This window comes from Methanohalophilus levihalophilus, assembly GCF_017874375.1.
GTDB classification, from domain to species: Archaea; Halobacteriota; Methanosarcinia; order Methanosarcinales; family Methanosarcinaceae; genus Methanohalophilus; species Methanohalophilus levihalophilus.
This window is the reverse complement of the sequence record NZ_JAGGLK010000001.1, coordinates 486,809-513,531: the sequence shown is the minus strand read 5'-3', so window position 1 is coordinate 513,531 and position 26,723 is coordinate 486,809. Positions and strand designations below refer to the sequence as shown.

Here is a 26,723-nt window from a genome sequence, read left to right as displayed (position 1 = left end):
TAATTATAGTGTTATTCCAAAGGTATTTTCTAGACCTGCCTTTACTTTATCTTCAGGCATGTTTCCTATTAATTTATCCTGAAGTTCACCATCCTTAAAAAGCATAAGTGTCGGTACTGCCATAAGCCCGTAGCCCTTTGCGAGATCCTTTGATTTGTCAACTTCGATTTTAACAAACTTAACTTTTCCATCATATTCCAGTGCCATTTTCTCAAATACCGGAGCCATTTTTTTGCATGGTCCACATGTTTTAGAGAAAAAATCAACGATTACAGGCAACTCAGATTGCAGGACTTCATCATCAAAAGCAGCTGCGTTTATCATATGCAGGTTATCATTTATCTGTTCCACCTGTGGAACAGCTTTTTCAGCACTCGTTTCTTTTCCAAGAATCTTAGCAACTACATCTCCCAAACCCATAATCACAACTCTCCTTTACAAAATGTTCAACAGGTAATTATAATTCTCATCTTTATTATTAGTTTTCCAAGCAGCAAAAGCTAATCCAAAACTATAATTTGTCTAAATGAGTATCATCTTTTCGTAAGAAGGAGTGCTATAATGAAAATTGGAGTTTACATTTGTCACTGCGGGCTCAATATTGCAAATGTTATTGATATCAGGCAGCTCATGGAAATGCTTGAATCAGTTCCCGATATTGAAGTGGCAAAAGATATCCAGTTTATGTGTTCTGATTCCGGCCAGGAGAGCATGATAGAGGACATAAGAGAACATGGGCTTGACCGTATTCTGGTTGCAGCATGTACTCCTAAACTTCATGAAACCACTTTCAGGAAAGTGATGGAAAAGGCTGGTTTAAATCCATATATGCTTGAGATTGTAAACATAAGGGAACAATGTTCATGGGTGCACATGGAAAACCCGCAGATTGCAACCAGAAAAGCATATGATCTTATCAAAATGGGCATTGGAAGACTTAGCAATCTGATTCCTCTCCAGATTCGGAAGACATCTGTAATCAGGGAAGTTCTGGTTGTAGGCGGAGGGGTTGCAGGAATCGAAGCTGCCCTTAACCTTGCGGATTCAGGATATCACGTTTACATGGTTGAAAAAGAACCGACAATCGGAGGGAAAATGGCACTGTTTAATGAAGTGTTCCCCACTAATGATTGTTCTATCTGTGTTTTGGGTCCGAAGATGACTGATGTCCAGAACCATCCGAATATTGATCTTTATACACTGTCAGAAGTTACCGCTCTTTCAGGCAATGTAGGTAACTTCCATGCTACAGTAACACGCAGTCCACGTTATGTTTCCGAGGAAAAATGCAAAGGATGTATCGACGAGTGTTCACGCGTTTGCCCGGTTGCAATGCCCTCCAGATTTGATCAGGGCATGGGGAAAGCCAAGGCAATCAATATTCCTATACCGCAGGCAGTACCGCCTGTAGCGGTAATTGATCCTGCCTTTTGTGTTGGATGTGGTCTTTGCGTACAGGCTTGTCCTTCAGATGCAGTGGAATTTGACCAGAAAGCAGAGGAAATTAAGCTAAATGTTGGTGCAATAATTGCAGCAACCGGATTTGATCTGTTTGATCCACACCGCAAAGAAGAGTACGGGTATGGAGTTTACCCGGATGTACTCACAAACATGGAACTTGAAAGGTTGCTCAATGCATCAGGACCCACAAGAGGAAAAGTGGTATGCCCATCTTCAGGGAACATTCCATCAAAGGTTGCATTTATCCAGTGCGTGGGTTCGAGGGATGAATCCGTTGGAAACCCCTACTGTTCCAGAGTTTGCTGCATGTCTGCAATGAAGAACGCACAGCTTCTTAAGGAACGCTATCCTGATATTGATATAACAATACATTACATCGACATTCGTGCTTCCGGTGAGATGTACGAAGAATATTACACAAAAAGCCAGTCAATGGGAATCAATTTTATCCGGGGTAAAGTAGCAGAGGTAATCGGTGAGAAAGAAGATCTTTTGCTTCGTTATGAGGATACCCTTGAATGTACAATCCGAGAGGATCCATATGACATGGTGGTTCTTTCCACAGCAATGGAAGCCAACAAGGATTCAGAGCTGATACGCAAACTCAAGGTTACATGCAGGGAAGATCGGTTTGTGGCGGTTGCGCATCCTAAAATGAGACCTGTAGATTCCCACATAAACGGTATCTTTGTGGCAGGCTGTGTTTCCGGGCCAAAGGAAATTCAACTTTCAATTGCGCAGGGAGCAGCAGCGGCAGCACGTGCAGTTCGCCTTCTTGAGCAAGGTGAGCTCAAGACGGATCCTTTAACTGCTTTTATCAATCATGAAAAATGCATTGGTTGCGGAGTCTGCACTGAAGTATGTGACTACGGAAATATCACAATAAAAGATGGTAAAGCAGTAGTGGATGAAATCTCATGCAGCGGATGCGGTACATGCAGCGCTTCATGTCCCACAGATGCAATTTACATGAATCAGTATAGTGATGCACAGATTTACGCCCAGATAGACGCAGCTCTGGAAGTCAAGGATGAATTCCCACTGATTATTGGATTCCTGTGCAACTGGTGCAGTTATGCTGCTGCAGACCTTGCAGGGATGTCCCGTATACAGTATCCGACAAATATTCGAATTATTAAATTGATGTGTGCAGGTCGTGTTGATCCTGACTTTGTCCTTCACTCCCTTGAAAAGGGTGCAGACGGGGTAATGGTTGCAGGCTGCAGGCTTGGCGAATGTCATTACGTTAACGGTAATTATCACGCAGCAACGAGAATGAAGAATGTTGCCGCATTGCTGCAAGAAATGGGACTTGATCCACACAGGTTGAGGGTTGAATGGATTTCGGCATCTGAATGCGAGAAATTTGCTCATTCAATTGAGAATTTTGTTGATGAGTTAAGTGAACTTGGGCCGGTTGGTTCCGAGTTGTCGGAGGTTAAGGATGAGTGATGAGGAGAAATCCCTTGAGGTCTCAAGGAATATGGATGTAGAAGGCACTCACCTGCTCTACCGCCTGAAAACCGACAAGGGTAGGAAAACTCTTGATTACGATTCCAAACGCTGCACAGGATGCGGAATATGTGTGGATGTATGTCCAACGGAAGCACTTGAACTTGGTCTGATTTACGATATTGCAAAGGGTATGGAAATCCCTCCTGTGATGATGGTTCTTGATAAGTGTACTTTTTGCTCAATGTGCGCAAACCTGTGTCCGATTTCTGCTTTTAAAATGGAATCAGAAGGAGATTTTCCTGAAGATGAGGAATATCCTAAACTCGAGTGGGATGTTTCATTCAATGAAACGTGCCTCCCCTGTGATATTTGCATGACTTCCTGCCCTGAAGATGCAATTTCAGTTGATTATGATTTCCCTAAAAAGGAAGAGATTGCACCTTTTAAGGAAGGCGAAGAAGGGGAAATCGAAATAGATGCGGATAAATGTACTTTGTGCGGGCTTTGTGCAAGATTCTGTGATGCTTTCCTGCTTCTTGAAAAGGACCCTGTTCCGGAAGATCCTTTCCCATTTGAACAATTACTCGTTGATGAAGATCTTTGTGACTACTGTGTCCTGTGTGCTGATCTCTGCCCCGAGGATGCAATAACCGTGAAGGGAGAGCGAAGAGGCGAGGCACCTGAAATTAAGGGTGAGGCAAAAGTTGATCCTGACAAATGTACGGTATGTGGGTGGTGCAAAATTGTATGCCCATACGATGCAGTTGATATTTCCAAACCCTTCGAAGGTGAACTAACACTCATAGACACCAATGTCAAGAAATGTGATCCATCAGGTTGCCATGCATGCTTTAACATCTGTCCCTCTCATTTGTGGTATGTTCCTGATGATGGGACCAACATTGCGGCAAGGACTGAAATGTGCACATATTGCGGCGCTTGTGTCAATGCCTGCCCGGATGATGTGATGAAGGTAAAAAGGGATGAAGTCCACCATTCTGAAATCCCGGATAAACCCTGGACTTCCCAGTGGAAAGATGCAATTGCAGCAATTTCGGGTGAAGTACGGAAAAGGCCGGACATGTCCCGTACGCTCGAAGCCGAGGAAGAACCTCCACGAGAACGCCTTGATATCCAACTCCCTGAAACTGATGAGAATGTTATGAAGGCTCTGAAAGATCGCATGGATAAAGCGCGTCCTAAGCTTCGCAATGTAACCACCCGAAGAAAATGGGAAGAAAAAACGCAAAGGGGACGTGGAGATACTGATGAAGGTAGTGGCTGTGGTTGTTCACAGTGAGTTTATATGACAAAATAATTAGATTTTCTAAATTCAAAACAACTCATAACTTTTTTCTTTTCCCTGTAATCTCCATCCCTGCGATGAGTCCTATTCCAATGAGAACTCCAGCAAGCATTCCATTCATTAATTAGATAAGTAGCCTAATAATGTGCATACAATAAGAGCTATAGCGAATTACAAAGCTCGTTTTTTCATTTGGTATTTTCTCATGTTTCTCTGATCCAATATTTCAATTCAAGTTGTAGATTTCACAGCAAAACGATAAATAATATACAGAATAGCTGACGGAATAGCTGCTTCTATCAATGCGATAAAAATTGAACCGATAACAGCTACTACTGTAAGCTCAAATAAATTAATGTGATTCAGTAATAGAAAAATAATAAAAAGTGCGCTAAATACTTGCGTAAAATTTGAGTTCATAGCAGCATCTCATCTTAGTTATCATTTTTTCTCAATTCACCTATAATTCAATATCAAAAAGAAAGCATAGAATGCAACACACAGCACTATGAAACCTACAGCAGTTTTAGCATTTTTTTCCATAATAATCCACTCTCAAGAAGTTAAGCTAGATCCGTAGTTGAAAATCCGATTATTCCCATAACTAATCCGGCAATTATTATGAGATATTCTAACCCACCTAGTCAGTTGAAGGATCTACTATCATAAATCCCCCTAGAAGTATAATTTGTGTTCCTAGGATCATTTTCTTTATTGGTTTTGTATCCATTTACAGACTCACCTCTGGATTTTTGAGTTTTATTTGATTGAATAACAGTATGAATAGTATCATTGTACTTGTTTCAGTTTTGCTTTTCTTATTTTCTGAGCAAAACTTGCCATCAAGACGAACATCAATGTGATGTATAGAAGGAATGGGCTAAAATCATCCTTGAACAACTCTAAATACGCATTATAAAATGCAGCTATGAGAGCTATTGAAACTAGTGTTTTGATTAAGAAATCCATTGCTTTTGTTTTCCTCATGGGTTTCATGTAATCTCCTTATTAACTTTCCAGCTTAGCTATAATCCAATATGTAAGAAAACCTATGAGAAAAAAGACAATGAGAATTATTTGGATTAATTGGGCATCACAAACTATCTTTTGAGCTACAAGTCTACTAAGAATTCCTATACCAATAACTAAAAAAACTGGGAATAGTCTCAATAATTGTTTCTTTTCCATTATTATCCTCGTTTTAAGTCATTCTTGTATGGCACTTTTCTTCTGAATATTAAGTATATAATTAAGATAAAAATATATCCTCCAGCTATAGTAATTTTGGTTGATATTATAAAATTTGAAAGAAAAGCTACTACTGTAATAGGAATATAAAGCAAAAAACCGATCAGCGTACTCTTTATAAATTCAATAGTACGAGCTCTTTCAGATGCAGGTAACTTATCATTGTTTAGGATGTAGATTCCAGCTACAACAAAGAATGCGATCAAACCGGCATCTAACCAGTAGTCTACAGGTCCCCAGTTTTGAACGACCACTAAATTCGAAATCGTTTCATCTGTCTTAGAAAAAAAATGGGCTTTTAATCTCATCAAAAAGATGATATATAGATAATAAAAAAGAAGTCCAAGCAGCCCTCCTACAACTGTGAGAATTTTTGCTTGGAATTGTTTTGCATGCATGATTACCTTTCTTTTCTTAAATCATCACCCATATGCCTAACAACACAAGGGATATTCCACTGATCAATTTTAGATATTTTCTATGTTCACGAATACGTTTGGATAAGGTATATCCTCCAATCAACCCAATTCCGATAAATGGTGTTAGTACTCCAAAACTAAAGGCAAATAGCAGTCCCAAATCACCGATTGTTCCTTCTGTGATGGTTTTATTCAGCAAAACTAGAAGCATTGGTACAGTACACGGTACCTTTACCAAGGAAAATAAAATACCCAGAAAAAACAATCCTCCAATTGTACCAGCATGTTTTCTGGCAGTATTTTGGAAATAGTTGTCAAGTGATAATGGCAAGTTAAAAACTCCCATCAGATAGAGCCCAATTCCAACAACTATAATCCCTGTAAGCAAAGAAAACAGATTCAAATCAGGGAGTGATGTTTTGAATACCAGTAATCCGATTCCTATAGTAAGGTAAGATACCATCAATCCGATTCCAAAAACCACTGCTCTTTCCATACCGCTACGCGCAGATTCACCGGTGCCGGCTGTAAAGCTTAATAGGAATCCGAGTATTGCCATCAAACATGGAGACAATCCTGCAAAAAGGCCTAATGAATAAGCAAAAGGGATGTTTAGTTCACGGTTTATATGTCGTTTTTCAGTTTTGTCTTCTTCAAGATATTTTTCAATTGATATCCTGAGATTCTCTTCAGTAATTTCTTCCTTTGGAATTTTTGTTTCATCATTTATGACGATGGCCGGAACTTCAATAAACCCATACTGGTTCCACCGGTTAAATCCTTCAATATTTATGACATTAGTCCGCACAATTATAATATCTTCATATTGATTTTCGATTTTGTCTATAATAGGGTTCGTCACCTCACAATCATGGCAGCCGGTTTGGTGGAAATATTCTATGGAAATAGGTTGTGCGGCAGATGTGGGGATGGATAATATAAAAATCAAAAAAAATGAACATATGAGCTGCTTCTCCATATTTAATCTCCTTGTACATTTAGCAGCTCAATTGCGATAGTTGAATTTATAGGAGTTTCTTGATATAAACTTTCAAATCCAAGTTCTTCATTGATTTCTAAATAATTTGTTTTTATATTTTTATTGAAATCATGTTCAGATTCCACAAGAAATCCTTTTTCTAGATCGAACCAGCTTGCTCCTATAATGGTTCCAGTTATTTTCTGGGTATAAACAGTTCTATTTTGGTGTATAGAGTTTATACTAAGAACATAGTTTGTGCGTCTTTCGATCCCTACGCAATTAAAATCACCTGCATTCACTGAAATTATTTCATTGCCAAGACATCTGAATGTGGTATTTGCAAATAACTGATATTCAATATTTTTTCTCTCTGCAAAATGACTATTATTTTCATTCAAAGTTGATTCCCATACGTCCCCATTAACGATTTCTTTTTTTGGAAATGGTAATATCAGCATGAATTTTGGTTCGATTTCAGGTATTATTAAGTCGCTAGAATTGTGCTCTAGAATATCTCCATAGTTGTTTATGTTTAGGTGGTAATAATTTTCATTCGACTCGTCGTCATTTACTATCACACTATTTGAGATATCCAAAATAATATCGTTTATTTCTGCGCTATTGACTACCATATCAGCTAATTTAGAATCGCTTTTGTATTGATTGTGTATTACTGTATCAATTTGGTATGAAAAAACGTCTCCTTTATGGAAATCATATTCCAAATTGTATTTTTCCTGAGTGTCTTGTTGAATGTTCTCGACACATCCTACAGTTGAAATTGATAATACTAATAAAATTAAGAAAAATTGAAATTTCATTTAAATACCTTCCTATAGTAGTAAGCAAATTCAAAAAATCTCTCTAAGTATGGTGAATCTAACGATCTTAGAGCTTCAAAACAACTTCCAGCCCATCCATGAATCTTCTGTAACCCAGATTTCGATATTCAGAAATTTATCAACAACAATGTGAGATTCTCTTTCTGATTCAGAACTTATGAATAGTCCTTTACTTCCCCATTTCACTGAATTGATGAATTCTCCAACAATCTCGCCGCTCTGTGATTTGCTTTTAGCTTCAGTAACTGACAATAAAGTACAATTTGTGAATACCTCTGAATTTCCTGTAACAAGTACGTTATCAGAACTATCAACAAAGAAAAGTCCTTTAAGGCGTACTTTTTTATTTATATCTCTCTTACAACCGTTTTCATCCTTCCAACTTTCATGGGATATTCCGAGGGCATTTACAGTAAGAAAGGAAGAATTGTTTGAGTTTGGTAGGGGAATTTCAAGCTCATATAATTCTATTACTGTACCCTCTATTAATTCTCCTGATGCAGAAAAATCTCTTGAAGCAAGTGTTTTCATCTCAAATGTATTTATTTCTAAAATATTGGCTTTGTCATCAACTACTATTTCCGTTATATTTCCATCTGATTCTATAAGTACAATATTCGCCTCTTCAAGCTCACTGAAACCGATCACATTTTGAGGATTAGTGGTAAAAGATGCGGAATCAATAATTGAATCGATGTAATTATGTGAAATGGAATAGCTATTCAAAGGAACTGGAAATTTCTGAAAAGATGAGCTAAACAATTCTGAAAACTCGAACTGATTACTTGATTGAGCAGGATTCCTAGGTAACGTAGCTAAAGCAGAAATTAGACTGAAAATCAAAAGCATACTTATTGTTATAGCAATTGTTTTTTTAGAAACCATTTTGTACATAAGATCAATCTCTCCTCTTGCTGCAAAAAATAAGGTTGCTAAAATGCAACCTTTTAGTCATAGCCTATTACTCAGGGACCGTAACATCCAAATCCGGGAGTTAGCCAAGAGTCTTCTGAAGCACCACTATCCATATCTCCATATTTGTCAACAGAAACCCATGAAGATATTTCGAAATTTGCTGTTACTGGTGCTAGATTAACGGCCCATATTCCAGTAGCATCAACTTGTCTTTCATAGCTTCCTCCGGAGGTAGATCTTTCAAAACTACATTTTGATATACATATATTGCAATTTGTTTCTGAATATGACATTTGAGTTACAGATTCTACTTCATTTCCATAGTCTATGTAAAACTTACCTTTCGCTACAACATTCATATCCTTGCTAGTATACTTACATGGTTCACAAACAATTTCTTTCCATGCTGAATTTTCCGCAGTGATGATGTTTGTTGTCAAGGTTTGAACTGGACTTCCTTTACTGTCAGGAACTGTAATGTCTAGTTTGTATAGGTCAACTGTTGTTTTCAGTGGAATGTTGGCTTCTTCGTTCATGTATTCGGTACTGCCAACAAATGTTGGCTCAAGCTGATATGTTGCTATAATATTTCCCTGTTCGTCTGTAACTATTTCAGTTACTTCATTATCTGAATCAACAAGCACTATTTTTTGATTGTTGTATTCTAGCATACCAACGATTTCATCTTCAGATTTGATATTTGCTTTGTCAGCAATTGACTGTATATCAGTTTTCATATCTGTATTAAGATTATTGTACCTTAACAAAGGAACTGGAAGTTTGTTTGGCTTTACTTTAAAAAGATCATAGACATTAACTTCGGTTGTTTTATATTCCTTTTTATTAGTAGCACCAATCTTCATTTCATTTAGATCAAGATTTGTTTCAGAAGCAAGCAAAACTAGATTTTCACCAGTTTCCTGATCATAAATGTAAAACAATTCCTTTGTTTCTTCAGATGATTCAAACTCAATTACACCAAATTGTGTCTCAAGAATAGATCCGTCATCGAGTGTTATGACTTTAGCGTAGGCTTCAAAGTTTGCTTCTTTAAATCCTTGTTCACTAAGATCGCTTTTCACTTCATTCACTCGTTCATTTTTAACTGCTATATTATAGAAGTTCTCTTTATCTGCACCAATTATTTCTATTAAATTAGTTTCTTCCGCATTTGTTAAACTTCCTTCACAACCACTCGGTTCTCCAGGTACACAAGCCATTGCAGGCACAACTGCAAACATACCTATGATAAGCATCGTCATAAAAAGTGATGCAATTCTTGTTTCTCTTGTTTTCATGTATTTTCCTCTATTTATTCAATTCATTCAAAAGCAAAGCTATGCTTGCAATCGAAATCTCAAACATACCCCTGCTCATTCTGTGAGTTCAGCTACCAATTTCAGATAGCTTAGCCCACTCCCGAACACCATAAAGATGCTCACAATGCTCTATGAAGAAACAATATATAAATTTTCTAACCAAATCATCAAACTGTTTTCTTTCAGTTGGACGATATGGTCACAAAAGTTATATCCTACATTTTTCACATGAAAGTTTGATAAATTATAGGAGAATTTTTATGATGAAGAAAATAGGAATATTATTAATTGTGCTGATTTTCTCAGTATCCTTTGCCGGTGCTACAGCCAATCAGGATAACGGGTACACTGTTGTTCCTGTCAAATCAGATACCAGTATAACACCAAGATGGGTTGGCGATACAATTACACAGGGAGAAACAAACTGGCATAGCAAGTCAGTCAGTTCTTACGCAACTTCCCTTCACATAGATTTGAATTGGGGTGACACAAGCGATTCACTCCGATTAAAAGTTTACAATCCAGATAACCAGCTAGTCGGAACATTTTATGATAGCTCTGACGGTGCCACCGATGGAAGAATAAATATTGAGATTAAGAAATCCGGAGGAATTGACCTTGGAACGTGGCATTATGAGGTCTATGGTTATCGTGTAACAGGGACGGAAGACTATTATATCTAAAAAATACTTTTATTACATATGAGTAAATTACTGATTTCTCTTTTATTTTTTTTATTTGTTTGCAGTCCTGTTTTGGTAAATGCAAGCGAGTATGAAATAGTTCCATATACTGGACCTGAAAGAGGTCTGTATGAAGGTGGAGGAGCAGATGCCAACCTTTCATTTTTTGAGCTTCCATTGTCCCTTCAAATTGTTTATATATCCGGTCTGTTGGGAATCTCATTTGCATTTTATAAATTCTTGCCACTGTTTTTAGGAAGAATAAAGAAATATAATGGAAATCAAAATAGGAATCGAATTCTTTGTTACATAACCATGAATCCTGGAAGCACGATAACTGATATCGAAAAAGATATGGGATTGAATAGAAGTAGCGTTCGATATCATGTGCGAACTCTTCAATTGTCCAACAAAATAACTCATGCAAAAAAAGGTAAATTCACACTTCTTTTTAAGAAATCCAGTAAATATACGGATACTGAAAAGAAGATCGCACATGCTATGCGAAATAGTACAAGAAAATCGATTTTGCTATCTATAATTCAAAAGCCTGGGATGACAAATCAAGAAATCACACAAACTTTTAATCTGGATAAAAGCACGGTACATTGGCACATAAGTGACATGCACAATGAAGGAATCATTGATTTTGAATCTGATGGAAAATACAAGAGATATTTTATTAATCCGTCCATCAGAGAAAATGTAGAAAACGCTCTCTATATCAAAACCTGAGATAATATTTTTCTTTTTTTCAATAAGGGTTGAAGTAATCTCCCAGACAGCTTTATTGAAACAATAGGTGAAGTTTAATACAACCTATACCTTTAATGATGGACTGTAATTGTAACTTTACTATAAATTTCTCTAATTCCATGATAGCGGATTCTTATTATCGGTGATGTTCCCATGAGCGCTGAAATTGATTACAGGAAATTAGGTCTAAAATGCGGGCTGGAAATCCACCAGCAACTTGATTCGAAGGAAAAACTGTTTTGTCACTGTCCTACGGTTCTTCGTGATACTTCAGAATCCAACATTGAGTTTTTCCGCTACTTGTGCGCTACTGAAAGCGAAATGGGAGAAAAAGACAGGGCTGCAGTGGAGCAGCTTAAGGTGAATCGCCGCTATGTGTACAAGGGATATGATACCACCTGTCTGGTAGAATATGATGAAGAACCACCATCCGAATTGAATTCCGAAGCTCTGGAAATAGGACTTACCGTTGCAAAGCTTCTTGAGATGCAGCCGGTTGATCAGCTTCATGTAATGCGGAAAATTGTTGTGGATGGATCAAATACCTCGGGGTTCCAGAGGACTGCTTTCCTTGCAAATGCAGGCGTGGTCCCGACAAGCGAATTAAATGTAGGCGTGGACGTTCTATGTCTTGAAGAAGAAGCTTCCCAGAAGCTGGAGGATGCCGGAGACACAATTATTTATTCCCTTGACAGGCTCGGGATACCGCTTGTGGAAATTGGAACAGCCCCGGATATAATTTCTCCGTCACATGCAAGGGAAACCGCGGAAATGATAGGAATGCTCCTGCGCTCGACAGGTCGAGTGAAGCGTGGCTTGGGAACAATTCGTCAGGATGTTAACATCTCTATTGCAGAAGGTGCAAGGGTTGAAATCAAGGGTGTACAGGCACTTGATATGATTGAAACCATTGTGGAAAGAGAAGTTGAACGCCAGGTAAACCTGCTGGAAATTCGCAAAGAATTGCTTTCCAGAAATGCGTCTGTTGTTGATGAGATATTTGATGTAACTGACATTTTCAAGGACACAGAGTCCAAAGTCATCAAGAAATCCATTAAGAAAGGTAAAGTCTATGCCGTCCTGCTGCGTGGTTTTGACGGCCTGATTGGCAGGGAAGTCCAGCCCGGCAGAAGGCTTGGGACGGAATTTTCCGACAGGGCAAAAACATCAGGTGTGGGAGGTATTTTCCACACAGATGAGTTGCCAAAATATGGCATTACCCAGGAAGAAGTTGATGCTCTCAGGGATGCAGTAGGTGCAATGGAAGGAGGTGCCGTAGCTCTGGTTGCTGATAGAAAAGAAAGAGCATATGGAGCCATGGAAAGCGTTTTAATAAGGGCACAGGAAGCTCTAGAATTTGTCCCGGAGGAAACACGTCGAGCACTCCCTGATGGCAATAGCGCATACATGAGACCGCTTCCTGGAGCATCCAGAATGTATCCTGAAACAGATGTTCCAGCGATTGATATTTCAAGGGATTACTACGATTCAATTGTACTTCCTGAACTGCTTACGGAAAAATGCGGCAGGTTTGTGCAGGAATACGACCTAAATGAAGAGCTCGCGGAAAAAATCGTATACTCTCAGTATCTTCCACTTTTCGAAGAACTGATGGACAAATTCAGTTCAGATAATACGGTTACCCCAACTCTCATATCCAGAACCCTTACAGGGATGATTCCGGAGCTGCGCCGTAACGGAGTTGAAACCGATAGGCTCACTGATTCGCATTTCCTATCTGTTTTTGGTGCAGTTGCAGAAGGCAAAGCAGCTAAGGAAGGAATTGGAGACCTCCTTCGTGAATTTGCAAAGAACCCCGGGGAAAAACTTGAGGATGCACTTGATTCTCTTGGGTTCACCGGCGTTGATGTCTCCCAGATTGAAGAGTTTGCCGAAAAAATAGTTGTGGAAAGAGCGGATTTCGTTTTGGAAAAAGGACATGGTGCCGTAGGCCCTCTCATGGGAATTGTTATGGGGCAATTCCGGGGGAAAGCCGATGGCAAGCTTGTGAGTGAAGTTCTTAAAAAGAAAATTGAGACATTTTTAAATAGCAAATGAAGTAATATAATTACCGGTGATCAAATAATCCGCAATAACATCGGTAATATTTCATTATTTATTTTTGTTGCATTATTAATTTCCATCCTGAGCGTGGGCCTTACAGCAGGCTCTGATAATATTAAGATCACCGAAGGTAAAAATTATATTTCACCGTGCTGGAACTCTGATGGCGATTTAATCACATTTGTGAAAGACCAGAGTATCTGGATTATGAAGCCTGATGGGTCAGACCAGAAGCGAGTCTATGATAGTCTTGCATGGGATGGAGACCCATGTTTTGATGTAACCGGTGAGAAAATCTTCTTTGCTTCACAGCAACGTAGTCCGTTCACCGGAGATCATATAAACATCCATGTAATCGATACTAACGGCCAAAACCGTACACAGATAACCAAAAATGCAGACTCCCGCTATCCGGTATCTTCACCTGACGGTACATATATTGCTTATCTTTCTAAGATATCCGGAACAAATGATATCTGGCTTATGGATGCTTCCGGGGAAAACAGGACACAGGTGACATCTACTACCGGTGCTGAAGAGAAAGTCAGCTGGTTCCCATCCGGGGATAGCTTAATTTATTCCCTGAACGGCGATCTCTGGATTTCCTATCTTGATGGTCGTCCTGCTTTCAAGGTTACAAATACGTCATATTCTGAAAAATCTCCATCTGTAAGCCCTAATGGGGAATGGATAGCATTTGTTTCGGACGAAGGTGAATACACTGATCTCTGGATCATGAACCTTGAAGGAACCAGAACGGTACGACTTACTTTTGATTCTGCTATCGAACAATCCCCTTCATGGAATCCGAATGGTGGAACAATAGCATATGTTTCCGATCTGGGAGATGAGAATGGAATCTGGCTGGCAGAATTTGAACTTGATGATATCGTCTATGATCCTGCAGATGAAGACGCCCCAAAGGGAACAATTGACTCAATAATAGATCTCTTTGAGGAAGAACCAATTTATGCAACAGCTGTGGCTGGTGTGGTTGTCGCATTCTTTATTGTTCTTTTTGTATTATTATTCCTCAGGGAATTATAAGAAAATACTATTAATGAACACTCTTTTTCCTTTTTCTATCGAAATACTTATTGCTGACCTTTAACATGTATACGCAGGTTCCGATTATGCATGCAGTTCTTGGATTAGAAGATGGTACGGTTGTTAAAGGCACTGGTTTTGGTGCCGAAGGTACAGTCTGTGGAGAACTTGTTTTTACAACCCAATATACCGGGTATGAGGAGGCTCTGTCCGATCCTTCCTACAAGGGTCAGATTCTCATGTTCACCTATCCACTTATAGGAAATTATGGTGTAAGCGAAGAATGCTTCCAGTCAGACGGTGTAAAAGCAGAAGGTCTGGTTGTCAGGGAAGCCTGTCCAGAGCCATCACACCACAGGTCAAAGAAAACAATTTACAAACTTATGGAGGATGAGGGTAAACCCGGAATTTCCGGTATTGATACCCGAATGCTCACTATCAACAACAGGGAACACGGTACAATGCGTGCTGCCCTGATTGTAGGCAGTGATGACGGCGATGAAGCCGTTCAACTTGCCCGTGAAGTTCCTCCGATTTCTGAAATCGATCTTATATCAAAAGTAACATGCCAGTCACCTTATCTTGTAAAAGGAATAGGGGCAACTGAAAAATCAAAAACAGTTGTTCTTGTTGATCTCGGTATGAAGACTCAAATCATTGACAGCCTTATTGCAAGAGGGATTAATGTGCAGGTTGTCCCGGCTTCAACATCTGTTAACGACATTGCAAGCTACGAACCGGATTTGCTCTTTTTCTCCAATGGTCCTGGAGATCCACAAAACGCTACTGAGGCCATTAAGGCTGTCAAGGAATTCTCTTCCGAACTTCCGATAGCCGGAATCTGTCTTGGTCATCAGGTAATTTCCATTGCTCTTGGAGCAGATACATACAAACTAAAATTCGGTCACAGGGGAGGAAACCAGCCTGTGAAGGATCTTGCAACATCCATTGTACACATTACTTCCCAGAACCATGGTTTTGCTGTGGATGGGGACTCACTTGAACACACAGATCTTACAATTACGGAACTCAATGCCAATGACAAAACAGTGGAAGGAGTGGCTCACCGTGATCTGGATGTTCTCAGTGTCCAGTATCATCCGGATGCACATCCCGGTCCACTTGATACCGAGAAACTGTTTTTTGGCAGGGTTAACAAGATGATGGGAGGTGACAACTGATGCCAGTTAAGGAAGGAATTAAAAAGATTATGCTTATCGGCTCCGGCCCAATTATGATTGGTCAGGCAGCAGAATTTGATTTCTCAGGAAGTCAGGCATGCAGGTCCCTTCGCGAGGAAGGTTTCGAGGTTGTTCTCGTAAACTCCAACCCTGCAACTATCATGACTGATCCTGAGACTGCGGATGCTGTTTATATTGAACCCCTTGATCCCGAAATAATTGGAGGAATCATTGAGAAAGAGCGTCCTGACGGTATTATTGCAGGTCTTGGTGGACAAACCGGTCTCAATGTTACCAGTGAACTGGCAGAGCGTGGTATACTTGACAAATACGGTGTAAAACTGCTTGGAACTTCCCTTGAAGCTATTAAAAACACCGAAGACAGGGAGCTTTTCAAAGCAACCATGGAAAAGATCGGTGAGAAAGTACCCCGCAGCAAAGCCATTTCATCATTAAAGGAAGCTGAAGAACTCATAGACGAACTCGGCCTTCCACTTATCATCAGACCAGCATACACTCTTGGAGGAGCAGGTGGTGGAATTGCCCACACACGTGAAGAGCTCCTTGAGATTGTGGAACGTGGTATTCGCCGAAGCCGTATTAACCAGGTGCTTATTGAGGAAAGTGTACTCGGCTGGATAGAATTCGAGTACGAAGTAATGCGTGATTCCAATGATACATGTATTGTAATTTGTAACATGGAAAACCTTGACCCAATGGGTGTCCACACCGGAGAATCCATGGTGGTTACTCCCTCACAGACTCTTAATGATGAGGAACACCAGATGCTCCGTACAGCAGCAATCAAGATCATAAGGGAACTCGATATTGAGGGTGGATGTAACATCCAGTTTGCCGCCAAGGATGGGGACTACAGGATTGTTGAAGTCAATCCACGTGTATCAAGATCATCAGCTCTTGCGTCAAAGGCAACAGGTTATCCGATTGCAAGGGTAACAGCAAAGATTGCTGTTGGTATGACTCTCGACGAGATCCCTAACGATGTTACAAAGAAAACTCCTGCTTCATTTGAACCTACTATTGACTACATTGTAACAAAGATTCCACGCTGGCCCTTTGACAAGTTTGTAACTGCTGACAAAACACTTACCACTTCCATGAAGAGTACTGGAGAAGTAATGTCCATTGGAAGGACAATTGAGGAATCCCTTCTCAAAGCGGTGCGTTCCCTTGAAAATGGTATGAGTCTTGGAGTAGATGAATGGGATGATGCAGAGATTGTAACATTATTGAAGACCCCAACCAGTGAGCGTCTTTATGTCATCTACAATGCCCTGCAGAAAGGCTATTCCATTGAAAAGATATCCGAACTTTCAGGTATTGATCCCTTCTTCATCGAGAAGATGAGCAACATTGTGGAAACGGAAAAGAAGCTTGCAAGTTCTCTTGTTGTTTCAGGTGCCATTGATTCAGAACTGCTGAGAACAGCAAAGCAGATGGGATTGACTGATGCCCGTATTGCAGAACTCACATCAAGAAGCCGTGAAGAAATTAATGATATCAGGAGAGAAGCAGGAATTAATGCCACGTACAAGATGGTAGATACCTGTGCAGCTGAGTTTGCTGCTGCAACTCCTTACTATTATTCATGTTATGAAACCATGGATGAATGTGAGCCCTCTGACAATAAGAAAATCCTGATTCTCGGCGCAGGTCCAATTCGTATCGGTCAGGGTATTGAGTTTGATTACTGTACCGTACACGCAGTACGTGCAATAAGGGAAGAGGGAATTGAAACACATATCATCAACAACAACCCCGAAACGGTTTCCACTGACTATGATACATCCGACAAGCTATTCTTTGAACCACTTACCCTTGAGGATGTAATGAATGTCATCGACCGTGAGAAACCTCATGGTGTATTGGTCCAGTTTGGTGGACAGACTTCCGTAAATCTGGCCCTTCCACTTAAGAAGGAGCTTGAACGTCGCACTGATCTTCCTACACAGATTTTGGGAACATCTCCTGAAAATATGGATGTTGCAGAAAACAGGGAGAAGTTTAACCTGATGCTTCAGGAAATGGGCATAAACCAGCCAGAAGCTGGCTATGCAACCTCTGAAGATGAAGCCATTAATGTTGCAAACAGGATTGGATATCCAGTGCTTGTAAGGCCTTCATATGTACTTGGTGGCAGGGCAATGGAAATTGTCTATGATGACGCAGATCTCCAGCGCTACATGGTAGAAGCTGTACGCGTGTCCCCTGAACACCCGATTTTGATTGATGACTTCCTTGAAGGTGCAATTGAGATTGATGTAGATGCGGTTTCCGACGGCAAGGATGTCCTGATTGGTGCAATCATGGAGCACATTGAAGAAGCTGGTGTGCACTCCGGTGATTCGGCCTGTGTGATTCCACCTTACGATCTTCCCGAGGACATTCTTGAAATTGTCAGGGATTACACGCGTAAGATTGCGCTTGCACTTGAAGTTAAAGGTCTCATTAACCTCCAGATGGCTACAAAGGACGGCATCGTCTATGTGCTTGAAGCGAACCCGAGGTCAAGCAGAACAATTCCGTTTGTATCAAAAGCTTCAGGCTTGCCTCTTGCAAAGATTGCAGCCCAGGTTATTATTGGCCATTCCCTTAAAGATCTCGGATACCTTCAGGAGAAGGAACCGTCACTTGATTATTATTCCGTTAAGGAAGTATTGCTCCCATTCGACAAGCTTCCCGGAGCAGACCCTGTGCTTGGACCTGAGATGAAGAGTACCGGGGAAGTAATGGGAATTGACTACAACTTTGGCCGTGCATTCTTCAAAGCGCAATTGAGTGCTGACAACCTGCTCCCGTTAACAGGAACAGTGTTTATTTCCATAAAAGATGCTGACAAGGAAGAGTTTGTGGAAGTAGCAAGGAAACTGCAATTCATGGGCTTCAATCTTATGGGAACAAGAGACACTGCCCGCTATTTAGGAGAAGCCGGGGTTGCTATGGAAGCCGTACAAAAAGTGCATGAAGGCAGCCCGAATGTAATTGACATGCTCCGTCGTGGTGACGTAGCTCTGATTATTAACACCCCGACTTCCAGACAGTCACGCAGGGACGGATACCATATTCGTCGTGCTGCAGTGGATTATCAGGTGCCTTACATTACCACAATTCAGGCTGCAAAAGCAGCGGTTGAAGCAATCTCTTCAATGAAGAGTGACAAGGTAACTATCAAATCCATCAATGAGTATCATGAAGAAGTGCTCCAGCAGGAGTAAAGTCCTGCTGTAATTTTATTCATTTTATCTACCAGAGGGACCAAATATGGTAAAGAAAGCTGTACTTGCATATTCCGGAGGACTGGATACTTCCATTTGTATTCCAATTCTTAAGGAAAAATACCAATGTGATGAAGTTATCACTGTGGCAGTCGATGTCGGCCAGCCTGCAGAAGACGTAAAACAGGCTGAGGATAAAGCGAAGAAAATCAGTGATAAGCACTATACCCTTGATGTCCGGGAAGAATTTGTTAATGAGTATCTTTTCCCGCTTATCAAGGCAAATGGTGACTATGAAGGCTATGTGATGGGTACATCCATTGCAAGACCTCTGATTGCCCGCAAGGTTGTTGAGATTGCCGAGAAAGAAGGAGCAAATGTCCTTGCACACGGATGCACAGGTAAAGGTAATGACCAGCTTCGCTTTGAAGCAATATTCAGGCTAACTGACATGGAAGTCATCGCTCCAATGCGCGAGATGAACTTAACCCGTGAATGGGAAATTAACTACGCAAAAGAGCACAATATTCCTGTAACGGTTACTACTGAAAAGCCATGGAGCATTGATGAGAATCTCTGGAGCAGGAGTATTGAGGGTGGCAAACTTGAAGATCCTGGTTACATCCCACCTGAAGAAATATATAAGTGGACTGTTGATCCCGCATTGGCTCCTGATGCCCAGTTAATCGAAATCGGCTTCGAAGATGGTGTTCCAGTATCCATTGACGGGGAACTCATGAACGGCGTTGACCTGATTGAGAGACTTAACCACATTGCCGGCAGTCATGGTGTGGGTCGCACTGATATGATTGAAGACAGGATTCTCGGTCTGAAAGCTCGTGAGAATTACGAACACCCTGCAGCAACAGTATTGCTCACAGCCCACAAGGATCTTGAAAAGCTTGTACTCACAAGATCTGAATTGAAGTTCAAAGCCCATGTTGATTCTGAATGGTCAGAGCTTGCATACTATGGTCTTGTGGATGAGCCGCTCTTCGATGACCTCAATGCTTTTATTGATAACACACAACATAGAGTTACAGGAACCGTAACCATCGAGCTTTACAAGGGTAATGCATACGTGATGGCACGCACTTCCCCGTTTGCTCTCTATTCAGAAGAACTTGTTTCCTTTGATAGCCAGTCTATCAACCAGCAGGATGCCGAAGGGTATGCAAAATACCACGGTTTCCAGGCAAGACACTATCGCAGGTTTATTTCAGGGGAATAATTCCCCTTCCCATCTTTTTTTGTTTAAGGTTATTTACTGCTGAGGCTAAGCCTTGAAGCTTCATAATTTTTACAAACAAGAATCGTTTTAATTACCGTAGATGTTCCTTTTGAAACGATGTTATTTCTACCGATTTCAAGAAAATTTAAAGAGACTAAGATAAAAGAAAAAAGAACGGAGTTTCCGGCGAACCGGAACTTTTCCTCGATTCAAAAGAAGCTGACATAAGATGTAAGTCTGAGGAAGGCCATCAAGGTGATGGACACTGCAAGTGTGACAATGAATGCACCAACGACATCAGAGCTAAGTCCTCCGGTTCTCCATTCAAGAATATGGTCTTCATCGTCCATCATTGTTCCTTCGTAATATGTGTCCATTTATGTTTACCTCCATTTTTAGTGTTTAATGATTATTTATCACGATTAATCATTGCACACATCTATAATGATTAATCATTTATTAAGGTTTCTATCACCGCTCCAAGTATATAGCCCAAACTATCAATAAGCAGGATGCTGAAAGCTATGCAATATCAAAGCTTCCAGATATTACAAACTACTGCAGATATATTTCAGGGGAATAATACCCCTTACTTTTTCCTTTTAAGGTTGTTTAAGCCAGTTTATCGCTCAGGTTGAGCCCTGCGACTCCCAGCATTACCACGAAAATAGATATCATTTTGATTGCAGTTGCTGGCTCTTTAAAATAATAAATTCCTATGACTGTTATTGCTGCAGTTCCCACACCGGACCAGATTGCATAGGCAATACTTACATCAATGGTTTGTAAAGCAAGAGGAAAGATACTGAAACTGATTCCATAAAAAACAAAAATCAATACCGTAGCCAGTTTATTTTTGTACCCTTCCGAAACTTTCATGCAGGTCGTTCCGCATAGCTCAAAAAAAATGGCTGCTGCAAGATACATATAACCTGTTATCATGTTTGCCTCCGGCTTTTGTACATTAAAGCCAGCTTGTCACTGAGGTTAAGTCCAGCAACCCCCAGCATTACCACAAAAATAGATACCATTTTGACTGCAGTTGCCGGCTCTTTAAAATAGTAAATCCCGATGACTGTTATTGCTGCGGTTCCCACACCAGACCAGATGGCATAGGCTATGCTCACATCAATAGTTTTCAGTGCAATGGGAAATATGCTGAAACTGATTCCATAGAAAACAAAAATTAAAATTGTGGGAATTAAATTTGCATATCCATCTGAAAATTTCATGCAGGTAGTTCCACATATTTCAAAGAAAATGGCTGCTGCCAGATACGTGTAACCGTTTATGATGTTTTTACCTCCATGTTTTCAGATCATTTTTCAGATTCCTTCTCTTTCCTATTTGCTTCAATTATCTCTCTGCCTCTTCTTAAGCATACTTCAAGAAGGAATAATAGCAAGGCTGCAAGGATGTAGTTCATTTTCTGGCTAACCTGTGTGAGCCTTGGTTTGTAGGAATTTTCTCGTGCATCACTCAGGAGGAGAGCTTTTGCCTCATTTTCGGCATAGACCTTTCCACCACTGCTTACCACATATTTCTCAAGTTCTTCGTTGACACCAACATCGCGATACTCAATTCCATAGTTTACAGCAATTGGATATCCTGAAACACTATGAACTCCAATGGTCGAAGGATCAATGCTTGCTTCATATGTATCTTGACTTATCAGGGAAAGTTCAAGATCATTGCCTCTGTAGCTGAGCTTTGGTGTACCTTCATCATACATCGTGAGTGTCAAAGCTGCTGGAATGCCAAGCCATGTATCCTCTCCCTGCACAACGGCTCCTTCCTTAACCTGCGGATCGGCAATTGCCCAGTTTATTGAAGCAGAGACCAGCTGGGAGTTGTTTCCTGAATACATTTGAGGACTCCAGAGAGTTGTACCGCCCTTTCCATTGTCTGTGGTAATTGTTACAACCCTTCCAAGCCCGTATCTCCATGTAGTTAGCACTGGTTTTCCATTTGAAGCAACAATTATTCTGTCAGCACCGGGTTTTGGTGTTACATCATTATATCCTGTGATATTCGCAGAAACTGCAGTCTGATCTGTGATGAAGTGAGTTGGGTTCAACTCGAAAAGTTCCCATGAAGATGCTGTTTCTTCTGGGTCTTCTTCAGGTTGTTCTTCAATGTTATCATCAAAGTCAAAGTTAGCACGCTCTCCATGTTCAAGATAAAAGTAATTTTTAGTACTACCTTCAATGTTTTGGATAAACTTTTGTGCAAAAGCTACGTCATCAACATCGTATGCATCTTGCTGTCTTGTAGTTGCAATGTGTACAAAATAAAAATTAACATCTAATTTTTTAAGCTCTTCTGCTATTATTAAGCTTTCATCATACCTGTCTCTTATTCCACCATCGGAAATAATGATTATATCTTTTGTTCCGACTTCATTTTGGAGCCAATCTTCTGCATCCTCTAATGAAGAATCAAGACCAGTGGTTTGAAAATTTTCTGAAGGTGTCAGTTTTGATATTTCTTCTGAAAGGAATTCAACGTTAGAAAATGAACCCAAATATATCAATCCATCAGAAATTTCCTTTGAATCTGTTCCAAACGCTATAACTCCAGCGTATGAATCCCGCAGATCTTCATCTTCTATAACTTTGACTGCGTTTCCAAGAATATCTTCAAAGAATGGAAATGATGTTGTTTCTCCTGTTTTTCCAATGACATCTCCTTGTCCAAAACTATTTGAAACATCTAACAACAAGACAATGTTTCTACCACCTCTCCATTCAGTTGGCTCCGAGGTTACCGGCAAAAGTGTTTCAAATGAGGAATTCAGGTAATCCCCATATTCATAGGAGCGTTCCCCACCTACAACAACCAAACCGCCACCGTTGGAAACAAAATCTGTCAATTTGGCTACATCCTGCTCTGAAAGGCGGGTTGCAGGTATGTTGTCAATAATTACTGCTTTTTCAGTATCCAGGTCTTTTAAACCTGAGGAATAGGATGCATCATAGAGGTTGAAGACAATCTCTGAAAGCGGAGCATCCGTTTCATCGGTAACATATTGAATTTCAGGACGTGGAACAACGTAAATTGCCTTGTAGAACTCGTTGTTTATGCTATCAAAATCTTCGTCTTTTGGATCCAGTTCAACACGCAGGGTATGAGCACCGAGGGTATTGAATGTGTGGGTAACTGAAAGAGTATTTTGTCTTTCAGACTGTGATCTGGAACCTCCTCTTATCAGGATGTCGTCTGCATAAACCGAAAAATCATATTCTGTAAATTCTTCTTCCGCCTGCTCGATAATAAGGTTGAACCTGTATTCATTACCCTGTACTGCTGTTTTATCCCCTTCGACCTTAACGCTGAGATCATTGTACATGAGCTCAGGAACAATAGCATATACCGTTGTATCGGTTTCTTTTGCAACTTCAAATGCTTCTTCGAGATCCGCACCATAATTGCTGTTACCATCGGTTACAAGAACAATTTGCCTGTCTCCGGTGGAATACTGCATAATTGCATCGCCCAGAGGTGTCCGATCCCCGTCAATCTCAATGAAGGTTGTAGGGGTTTTGGCTGTAAGACTTTCATACATTTCGTCTCCTACTTCTTTTTCAAAGAGCTGCATACTATCCGTATTATCCGAAATAATGACAAGCTGTGGATTTTCTTCCTGTGTAACCTCACTGATGAATGTATATGGCCCTGCAATGGCAACCACAAGCAGGGAAAGTACTATCATGCGGGAAAGTATAAGGCTTCTCTTGCCACCTTTCATCACAAAATAAATTGCTCCGGCTACTACCGGGATTATGAGTAAAAGCAAAAGCGGATTCTCAAAGGAAACCATTAGAGTTCACCTCTCTTCCTGATAATAAGAATTTCAATTATTGCAAGCAGAATAACGATTGCAATCAGGTAATCCTCAAGATGATTCTCAGATGTGTATGTTGTTTCTCTCACAACTCTTGGTTCATCGGTGGTCATAGATCGCTCAACCAATTCATCCGGATCAACAGTTGTATCCGATTCAGGGTCGCTATAGAGGTTAACAGCAATTGAATTGCTACCAATTTCGTAAATCCCTGTTTCCTCGAAATAAACGCGATTTGTGGTTACAGTACCGGAAGGTGTCAGGACATTACGTTCTCCGGTAAGTGGAGTCACAGTTCCGGTTTCAAGGTTATAGTCCCCGATATCACCGGCTCCGCCAAGCCATGCAAGGATACGAGCCCACATAACCGGATATTCAGGCAGGTTATGGAAATTATTCCAGACAGGTTCTTCCAGCCTGTCATTGAAACCGATGTACAGGACTATTCCATCGCCTTTTTCCATATACGCAAGCATAGGAATATCATCTTCGGTTGTAACAACAGCTACTGCATCTTCCTTCAATGTGGAATTTAGATAAGTATACAGTGAAATCTCCTCATATTTTATGTCGTCAGTAAGGCGTGTTTCCTGCGTAACTTCAACCTCAGTCCCTCTCTGGTCTTCATCAATTTCAGTTATTTCAACAGGAAGAAGCTTCTGCACATTATCAGACACAGCTGGATCTAATGATTCACTTGCAACAAAAACAACATTTCCCTCGGAATTGAGGAACGTTGAGAGCCTTGTAACTTCCTCGGCTGTAAATGCAATATCCTTGCTGGAAACAACAACAACGCGATAGTTATTAAGATCAGAAACAGAAGGTACTCCTGTTGAAGTACTGAGCTCTGCTCCCGGAAGCAGGGAAAGTGCCAGAGAAGAAGGTAATTTCTGGGTATCCGTAATTATCAGGCAGGGAATCACACTGGTTGTAGGAATTGAAACATAGGCTTTATTATCGGCATCGAAAGAATCCTGATTTGATATACTGATTTCCGTAATTCCGGTTCCGAGATTGCTGAGCTTAAATGCTTCCGTATCTCTTCCCTGTATACTAAGTGAAACCCTGTCCGAATAATCTCCTGCTTGAATATCGACATTAACTGTTTTTCTTGAACTGTCATAATTCTTGATTATACAGTTATATTCATAGCCGTTTGCTGTCTGCTCGATCCAGCCGTCAATGATTCCAATATTGTCTGCAGGACTGCCCACAGGAATGAAAGCCACATCAAGACCATAGGATTCAGCAAGCTGCTTGGATTCAACAGGATCATTTCCATCCCAGCTTCCAAAATCGGATAACACAACTATCCTTCCACCTCTTTCAGAGAGAATGCGCATGGCTTCCGATATTGCTGCTGAAAGGTCTGCAACAGTGGAAGTTGCTTCCACTTCATCCAGTTGTGACTTGGCATCGCCAGAATTTCCTTCCTGAAGGACAATTTCCGGAATATTTTTTGCAAGGATAATGGTGTTTTCCTTGCTTACGTATCCTTCAGCAAGACGGGTTGCTTCAGAAAAACGACCATCAACCTGCATACTCGCCGACGAATCGATAATTATCACCGTATGTTCTCCGCTGAGATCTTCTTCTGATGTCAGGAAAGGAGATGCTGCAGCGGTTGAAAGCAATATTAAAACCAGCAATTGTATCAGGAAAATCGGGTCCCTGAAAAGTTTTCTGATTGAAGAGAATCTCTTCTTCTGCTCCACCCTCATAAGGAACATCAAGGAAGGTATCTTAATTACCAGTGGTTTAGGGCGCAGCAGGTAAAGTATAATTAGTGGAATAAGGCTCGCAAGAGCTGCCAGTGCCAGGGGTGTTCCAAATTCAAACGCCATTACCAGCGCCTCCTGCTTCCCAGTGTATAAAGGAATGTGTCAAAAATCGGCTTATCCGTTGTGACAGTGTAGAAGTCCGCCCCTACATGGTCGCATATATTTTGTATGTAGGCAAGATGATCTTCCAAAGCCTGATTGTAGTCTTTCTGGAAACTCTTACTAATGTACGTTTTTAGCTCATCTTCAGTTTCAAGGTCTGTGAGTCTTGAGTGTCCATGCAATGAAAGCTCACGTTCGCTTTTATCCAGAACCTGTATGAGCATTAAGTCATGTGCTGATAATCTGTATATTGCTGATTCAATTGCCTCCAGATCCTGCATGAAATCTGATACTATTATTATCAATGAGCGGGAATGAATGGCTTTTTCGTACAATTTAATACAATTGTCAATATCTGTGTCCCCGCCAACTTCTGCAAAATTGAGCCTGTCAATTGAATCCAGCAGGTGTCTGCGTCCTCTTCTAGGACGACGTATTTCAACATCATCGGTAAATGTGGAAATTGTGAAACTATCATTATCTCTTGTTACAAGATAAGCAAAACCAAGAGCAACCATAGAAGCATAATGGAACTTTGTCATTCCGCCTTTGGGATAAGCCATACTGTTGCTGCTGTCAAGCAGGATGTGAGTGGTAACTGATTTTGCTTCCTCAAACTGGCGAACATAGAGTTTTTCAGTACGTGCATACACATTCCAGTCCACTGTACGCAACTCATCTCCCGCATGATAGTCACGATAACCCAGAGTGTCCAGGCCTCGACCGCTTCTTACGGACCTTCGGCTACCGGCATATGATGTGGATACCCTTTTGCGAACCATCAAGGAAAAGCGGTCCAGTTGCCTGAGGAATTTCAGGTCGATTTTATCATCGTTTTCTTTCATTTA

At 40.6% G+C, this 26,723-nt stretch carries 22 protein-coding genes; 9 read left to right on the top strand and 13 right to left on the bottom strand.

The features are described 5' to 3' along the window. Positions 1-3: 3 nt before the first annotated feature. Entirely contained in the window at positions 4-420 is a 417-nt protein-coding gene (gene trxA, locus J2755_RS02665) for a thioredoxin (RefSeq protein WP_209679291.1), read from the bottom strand. A gap of 141 nt (positions 421-561) precedes the next feature. On the opposite strand from trxA, the gene hdrA2 reads away from it, so the two are divergent. Further along, complete coding sequence (gene hdrA2, locus J2755_RS02660) at positions 562-2,913, top strand: CoB-CoM heterodisulfide reductase HdrA2 (protein WP_209679289.1); 2,352 nt, start codon at positions 562-564, stop codon at positions 2,911-2,913. Next, positions 2,906-4,216 (top strand): 4Fe-4S binding protein, encoded by a 1,311-nt coding sequence (locus tag J2755_RS02655; protein ID WP_209679286.1) that lies wholly within the window; start codon positions 2,906-2,908, stop codon positions 4,214-4,216. The genes hdrA2 and J2755_RS02655 overlap by 8 nt, the downstream gene beginning before the upstream one ends. 795 nt (positions 4,217-5,011) lie before the next feature. Here the strand turns inward: J2755_RS02655 and J2755_RS02650 are convergent. From J2755_RS02650 to J2755_RS02625, 6 genes are all read right to left on the bottom strand, one after another. Then, positions 5,012-5,218 carry a hypothetical protein gene (locus J2755_RS02650; protein WP_209679283.1) on the bottom strand — a complete coding sequence of 69 codons (207 nt, stop codon included), beginning with the start codon at positions 5,216-5,218 and terminating at the stop codon, positions 5,012-5,014. 194 nt (positions 5,219-5,412) lie between these two features. After that, complete coding sequence (locus J2755_RS02645; protein WP_209679279.1) at positions 5,413-5,868, bottom strand: hypothetical protein; 456 nt, start codon at positions 5,866-5,868, stop codon at positions 5,413-5,415. A 16-nt stretch (positions 5,869-5,884) separates the two neighbouring features. Next, positions 5,885-6,751: a cytochrome c biogenesis CcdA family protein gene (locus tag J2755_RS02640; protein WP_342591041.1), complete on the bottom strand. Its 867-nt coding sequence runs from the start codon at positions 6,749-6,751 to the stop codon at positions 5,885-5,887. Positions 6,752-6,870: 119 nt separating this feature from the next. Beyond that, entirely contained in the window at positions 6,871-7,692 is an 822-nt protein-coding gene (locus tag J2755_RS02635) for a hypothetical protein (protein WP_209679276.1), read from the bottom strand. A 75-nt stretch (positions 7,693-7,767) separates the two neighbouring features. Beyond that, positions 7,768-8,607 carry a hypothetical protein gene (locus J2755_RS02630; RefSeq protein WP_209679273.1) on the bottom strand — a complete coding sequence of 280 codons (840 nt, stop codon included), beginning with the start codon at positions 8,605-8,607 and terminating at the stop codon, positions 7,768-7,770. A 71-nt stretch (positions 8,608-8,678) separates the two neighbouring features. After that, positions 8,679-9,926, bottom strand: coding sequence for a hypothetical protein (locus tag J2755_RS02625; protein WP_209679269.1), 1,248 nt, complete (start codon positions 9,924-9,926; stop codon positions 8,679-8,681). Positions 9,927-10,207: 281 nt separating this feature from the next. On the opposite strand from J2755_RS02625, the gene J2755_RS02620 reads away from it, so the two are divergent. From J2755_RS02620 to J2755_RS02590, 7 genes are all read left to right on the top strand, one after another. Beyond that, positions 10,208-10,630 (top strand): peptidase domain-containing protein, encoded by a 423-nt coding sequence (locus J2755_RS02620; protein WP_209679265.1) that lies wholly within the window; start codon positions 10,208-10,210, stop codon positions 10,628-10,630. A gap of 18 nt (positions 10,631-10,648) precedes the next feature. Further along, positions 10,649-11,365 carry a winged helix-turn-helix transcriptional regulator gene (locus J2755_RS02615; protein WP_209679263.1) on the top strand — a complete coding sequence of 239 codons (717 nt, stop codon included), beginning with the start codon at positions 10,649-10,651 and terminating at the stop codon, positions 11,363-11,365. A 174-nt stretch (positions 11,366-11,539) separates the two neighbouring features. Continuing rightward, entirely contained in the window at positions 11,540-13,444 is a 1,905-nt protein-coding gene (gene gatE, locus J2755_RS02610) for a Glu-tRNA(Gln) amidotransferase subunit GatE (RefSeq protein ID WP_209679261.1), read from the top strand. Between the two features lie 93 nt (positions 13,445-13,537). Further along, positions 13,538-14,497 carry a TolB family protein gene (locus tag J2755_RS02605; protein ID WP_209679259.1) on the top strand — a complete coding sequence of 320 codons (960 nt, stop codon included), beginning with the start codon at positions 13,538-13,540 and terminating at the stop codon, positions 14,495-14,497. 86 nt (positions 14,498-14,583) lie between these two features. Then, positions 14,584-15,678 carry a glutamine-hydrolyzing carbamoyl-phosphate synthase small subunit gene (carA, locus tag J2755_RS02600; RefSeq protein ID WP_209679871.1) on the top strand — a complete coding sequence of 365 codons (1,095 nt, stop codon included), beginning with the start codon at positions 14,584-14,586 and terminating at the stop codon, positions 15,676-15,678. After that, positions 15,678-18,914 (top strand): carbamoyl-phosphate synthase large subunit, encoded by a 3,237-nt coding sequence (carB, locus tag J2755_RS02595; protein ID WP_209679257.1) that lies wholly within the window; start codon positions 15,678-15,680, stop codon positions 18,912-18,914. Before carA ends, carB begins: the two co-directional genes overlap by 1 nt. 46 nt (positions 18,915-18,960) lie before the next feature. Continuing rightward, positions 18,961-20,145: an argininosuccinate synthase gene (locus J2755_RS02590; protein ID WP_209679243.1), complete on the top strand. Its 1,185-nt coding sequence runs from the start codon at positions 18,961-18,963 to the stop codon at positions 20,143-20,145. A 209-nt stretch (positions 20,146-20,354) separates the two neighbouring features. On the opposite strand, the gene J2755_RS02585 is transcribed toward J2755_RS02590, so the two are convergent. From J2755_RS02585 to J2755_RS02560, 6 genes are all read right to left on the bottom strand, one after another. Next, entirely contained in the window at positions 20,355-20,522 is a 168-nt protein-coding gene (locus tag J2755_RS02585) for a hypothetical protein (protein WP_209679241.1), read from the bottom strand. Between the two features lie 235 nt (positions 20,523-20,757). Beyond that, complete coding sequence (locus J2755_RS02580; protein WP_209679239.1) at positions 20,758-21,087, bottom strand: DMT family transporter; 330 nt, start codon at positions 21,085-21,087, stop codon at positions 20,758-20,760. Then, positions 21,084-21,419 carry a DMT family transporter gene (locus J2755_RS02575; protein WP_280954372.1) on the bottom strand — a complete coding sequence of 112 codons (336 nt, stop codon included), beginning with the start codon at positions 21,417-21,419 and terminating at the stop codon, positions 21,084-21,086. Before J2755_RS02575 ends, J2755_RS02580 begins: the two co-directional genes overlap by 4 nt. Positions 21,420-21,463: 44 nt before the next feature. Beyond that, positions 21,464-23,965, bottom strand: coding sequence for a VWA domain-containing protein (locus J2755_RS02570; protein ID WP_209679237.1), 2,502 nt, complete (start codon positions 23,963-23,965; stop codon positions 21,464-21,466). Beyond that, positions 23,965-25,836, bottom strand: coding sequence for a DUF7408 domain-containing protein (locus tag J2755_RS02565; RefSeq protein WP_209679235.1), 1,872 nt, complete (start codon positions 25,834-25,836; stop codon positions 23,965-23,967). Before J2755_RS02565 ends, J2755_RS02570 begins: the two co-directional genes overlap by 1 nt. Continuing rightward, positions 25,836-26,720, bottom strand: coding sequence for a DUF58 domain-containing protein (locus J2755_RS02560; RefSeq protein WP_209679233.1), 885 nt, complete (start codon positions 26,718-26,720; stop codon positions 25,836-25,838). Before J2755_RS02560 ends, J2755_RS02565 begins: the two co-directional genes overlap by 1 nt. Between the last annotated feature and the right edge of the window lie 3 nt (positions 26,721-26,723).

What these genes read in the sequence shown, in the direction of transcription:
- J2755_RS02570 (WP_209679237.1), bottom strand. Translation starts at nt 23,965, where the DNA reads ATGGTTTCCTTTGAGAATCCGCTTTTGCTTTTACTCATAATCCCGGTA.
- hdrA2 (WP_209679289.1), top strand. Translation starts at nt 562, where the DNA reads ATGAAAATTGGAGTTTACATTTGTCACTGCGGGCTCAATATTGCAAAT.
- J2755_RS02630 (WP_209679273.1), bottom strand. Translation starts at nt 8,607, where the DNA reads ATGTACAAAATGGTTTCTAAAAAAACAATTGCTATAACAATAAGTATG.
- trxA (WP_209679291.1), bottom strand. Translation starts at nt 420, where the DNA reads ATGGGTTTGGGAGATGTAGTTGCTAAGATTCTTGGAAAAGAAACGAGT.
- J2755_RS02650 (WP_209679283.1), bottom strand. Translation starts at nt 5,218, where the DNA reads ATGAAACCCATGAGGAAAACAAAAGCAATGGATTTCTTAATCAAAACA.
- J2755_RS02590 (WP_209679243.1), top strand. Translation starts at nt 18,961, where the DNA reads ATGGTAAAGAAAGCTGTACTTGCATATTCCGGAGGACTGGATACTTCC.
- carA (WP_209679871.1), top strand. Translation starts at nt 14,584, where the DNA reads ATGCATGCAGTTCTTGGATTAGAAGATGGTACGGTTGTTAAAGGCACT.
- J2755_RS02645 (WP_209679279.1), bottom strand. Translation starts at nt 5,868, where the DNA reads ATGCATGCAAAACAATTCCAAGCAAAAATTCTCACAGTTGTAGGAGGG.
- J2755_RS02620 (WP_209679265.1), top strand. Translation starts at nt 10,208, where the DNA reads ATGATGAAGAAAATAGGAATATTATTAATTGTGCTGATTTTCTCAGTA.
- carB (WP_209679257.1), top strand. Translation starts at nt 15,678, where the DNA reads ATGCCAGTTAAGGAAGGAATTAAAAAGATTATGCTTATCGGCTCCGGC.
- J2755_RS02580 (WP_209679239.1), bottom strand. Translation starts at nt 21,087, where the DNA reads ATGATAACAGGTTATATGTATCTTGCAGCAGCCATTTTTTTTGAGCTA.
- J2755_RS02655 (WP_209679286.1), top strand. Translation starts at nt 2,906, where the DNA reads ATGAGTGATGAGGAGAAATCCCTTGAGGTCTCAAGGAATATGGATGTA.
- J2755_RS02565 (WP_209679235.1), bottom strand. Translation starts at nt 25,836, where the DNA reads ATGGCGTTTGAATTTGGAACACCCCTGGCACTGGCAGCTCTTGCGAGC.
- J2755_RS02625 (WP_209679269.1), bottom strand. Translation starts at nt 9,926, where the DNA reads ATGAAAACAAGAGAAACAAGAATTGCATCACTTTTTATGACGATGCTT.
- J2755_RS02560 (WP_209679233.1), bottom strand. Translation starts at nt 26,720, where the DNA reads ATGAAAGAAAACGATGATAAAATCGACCTGAAATTCCTCAGGCAACTG.
- J2755_RS02585 (WP_209679241.1), bottom strand. Translation starts at nt 20,522, where the DNA reads ATGGACACATATTACGAAGGAACAATGATGGACGATGAAGACCATATT.
- J2755_RS02615 (WP_209679263.1), top strand. Translation starts at nt 10,649, where the DNA reads ATGAGTAAATTACTGATTTCTCTTTTATTTTTTTTATTTGTTTGCAGT.
- J2755_RS02635 (WP_209679276.1), bottom strand. Translation starts at nt 7,692, where the DNA reads ATGAAATTTCAATTTTTCTTAATTTTATTAGTATTATCAATTTCAACT.
- gatE (WP_209679261.1), top strand. Translation starts at nt 11,540, where the DNA reads ATGAGCGCTGAAATTGATTACAGGAAATTAGGTCTAAAATGCGGGCTG.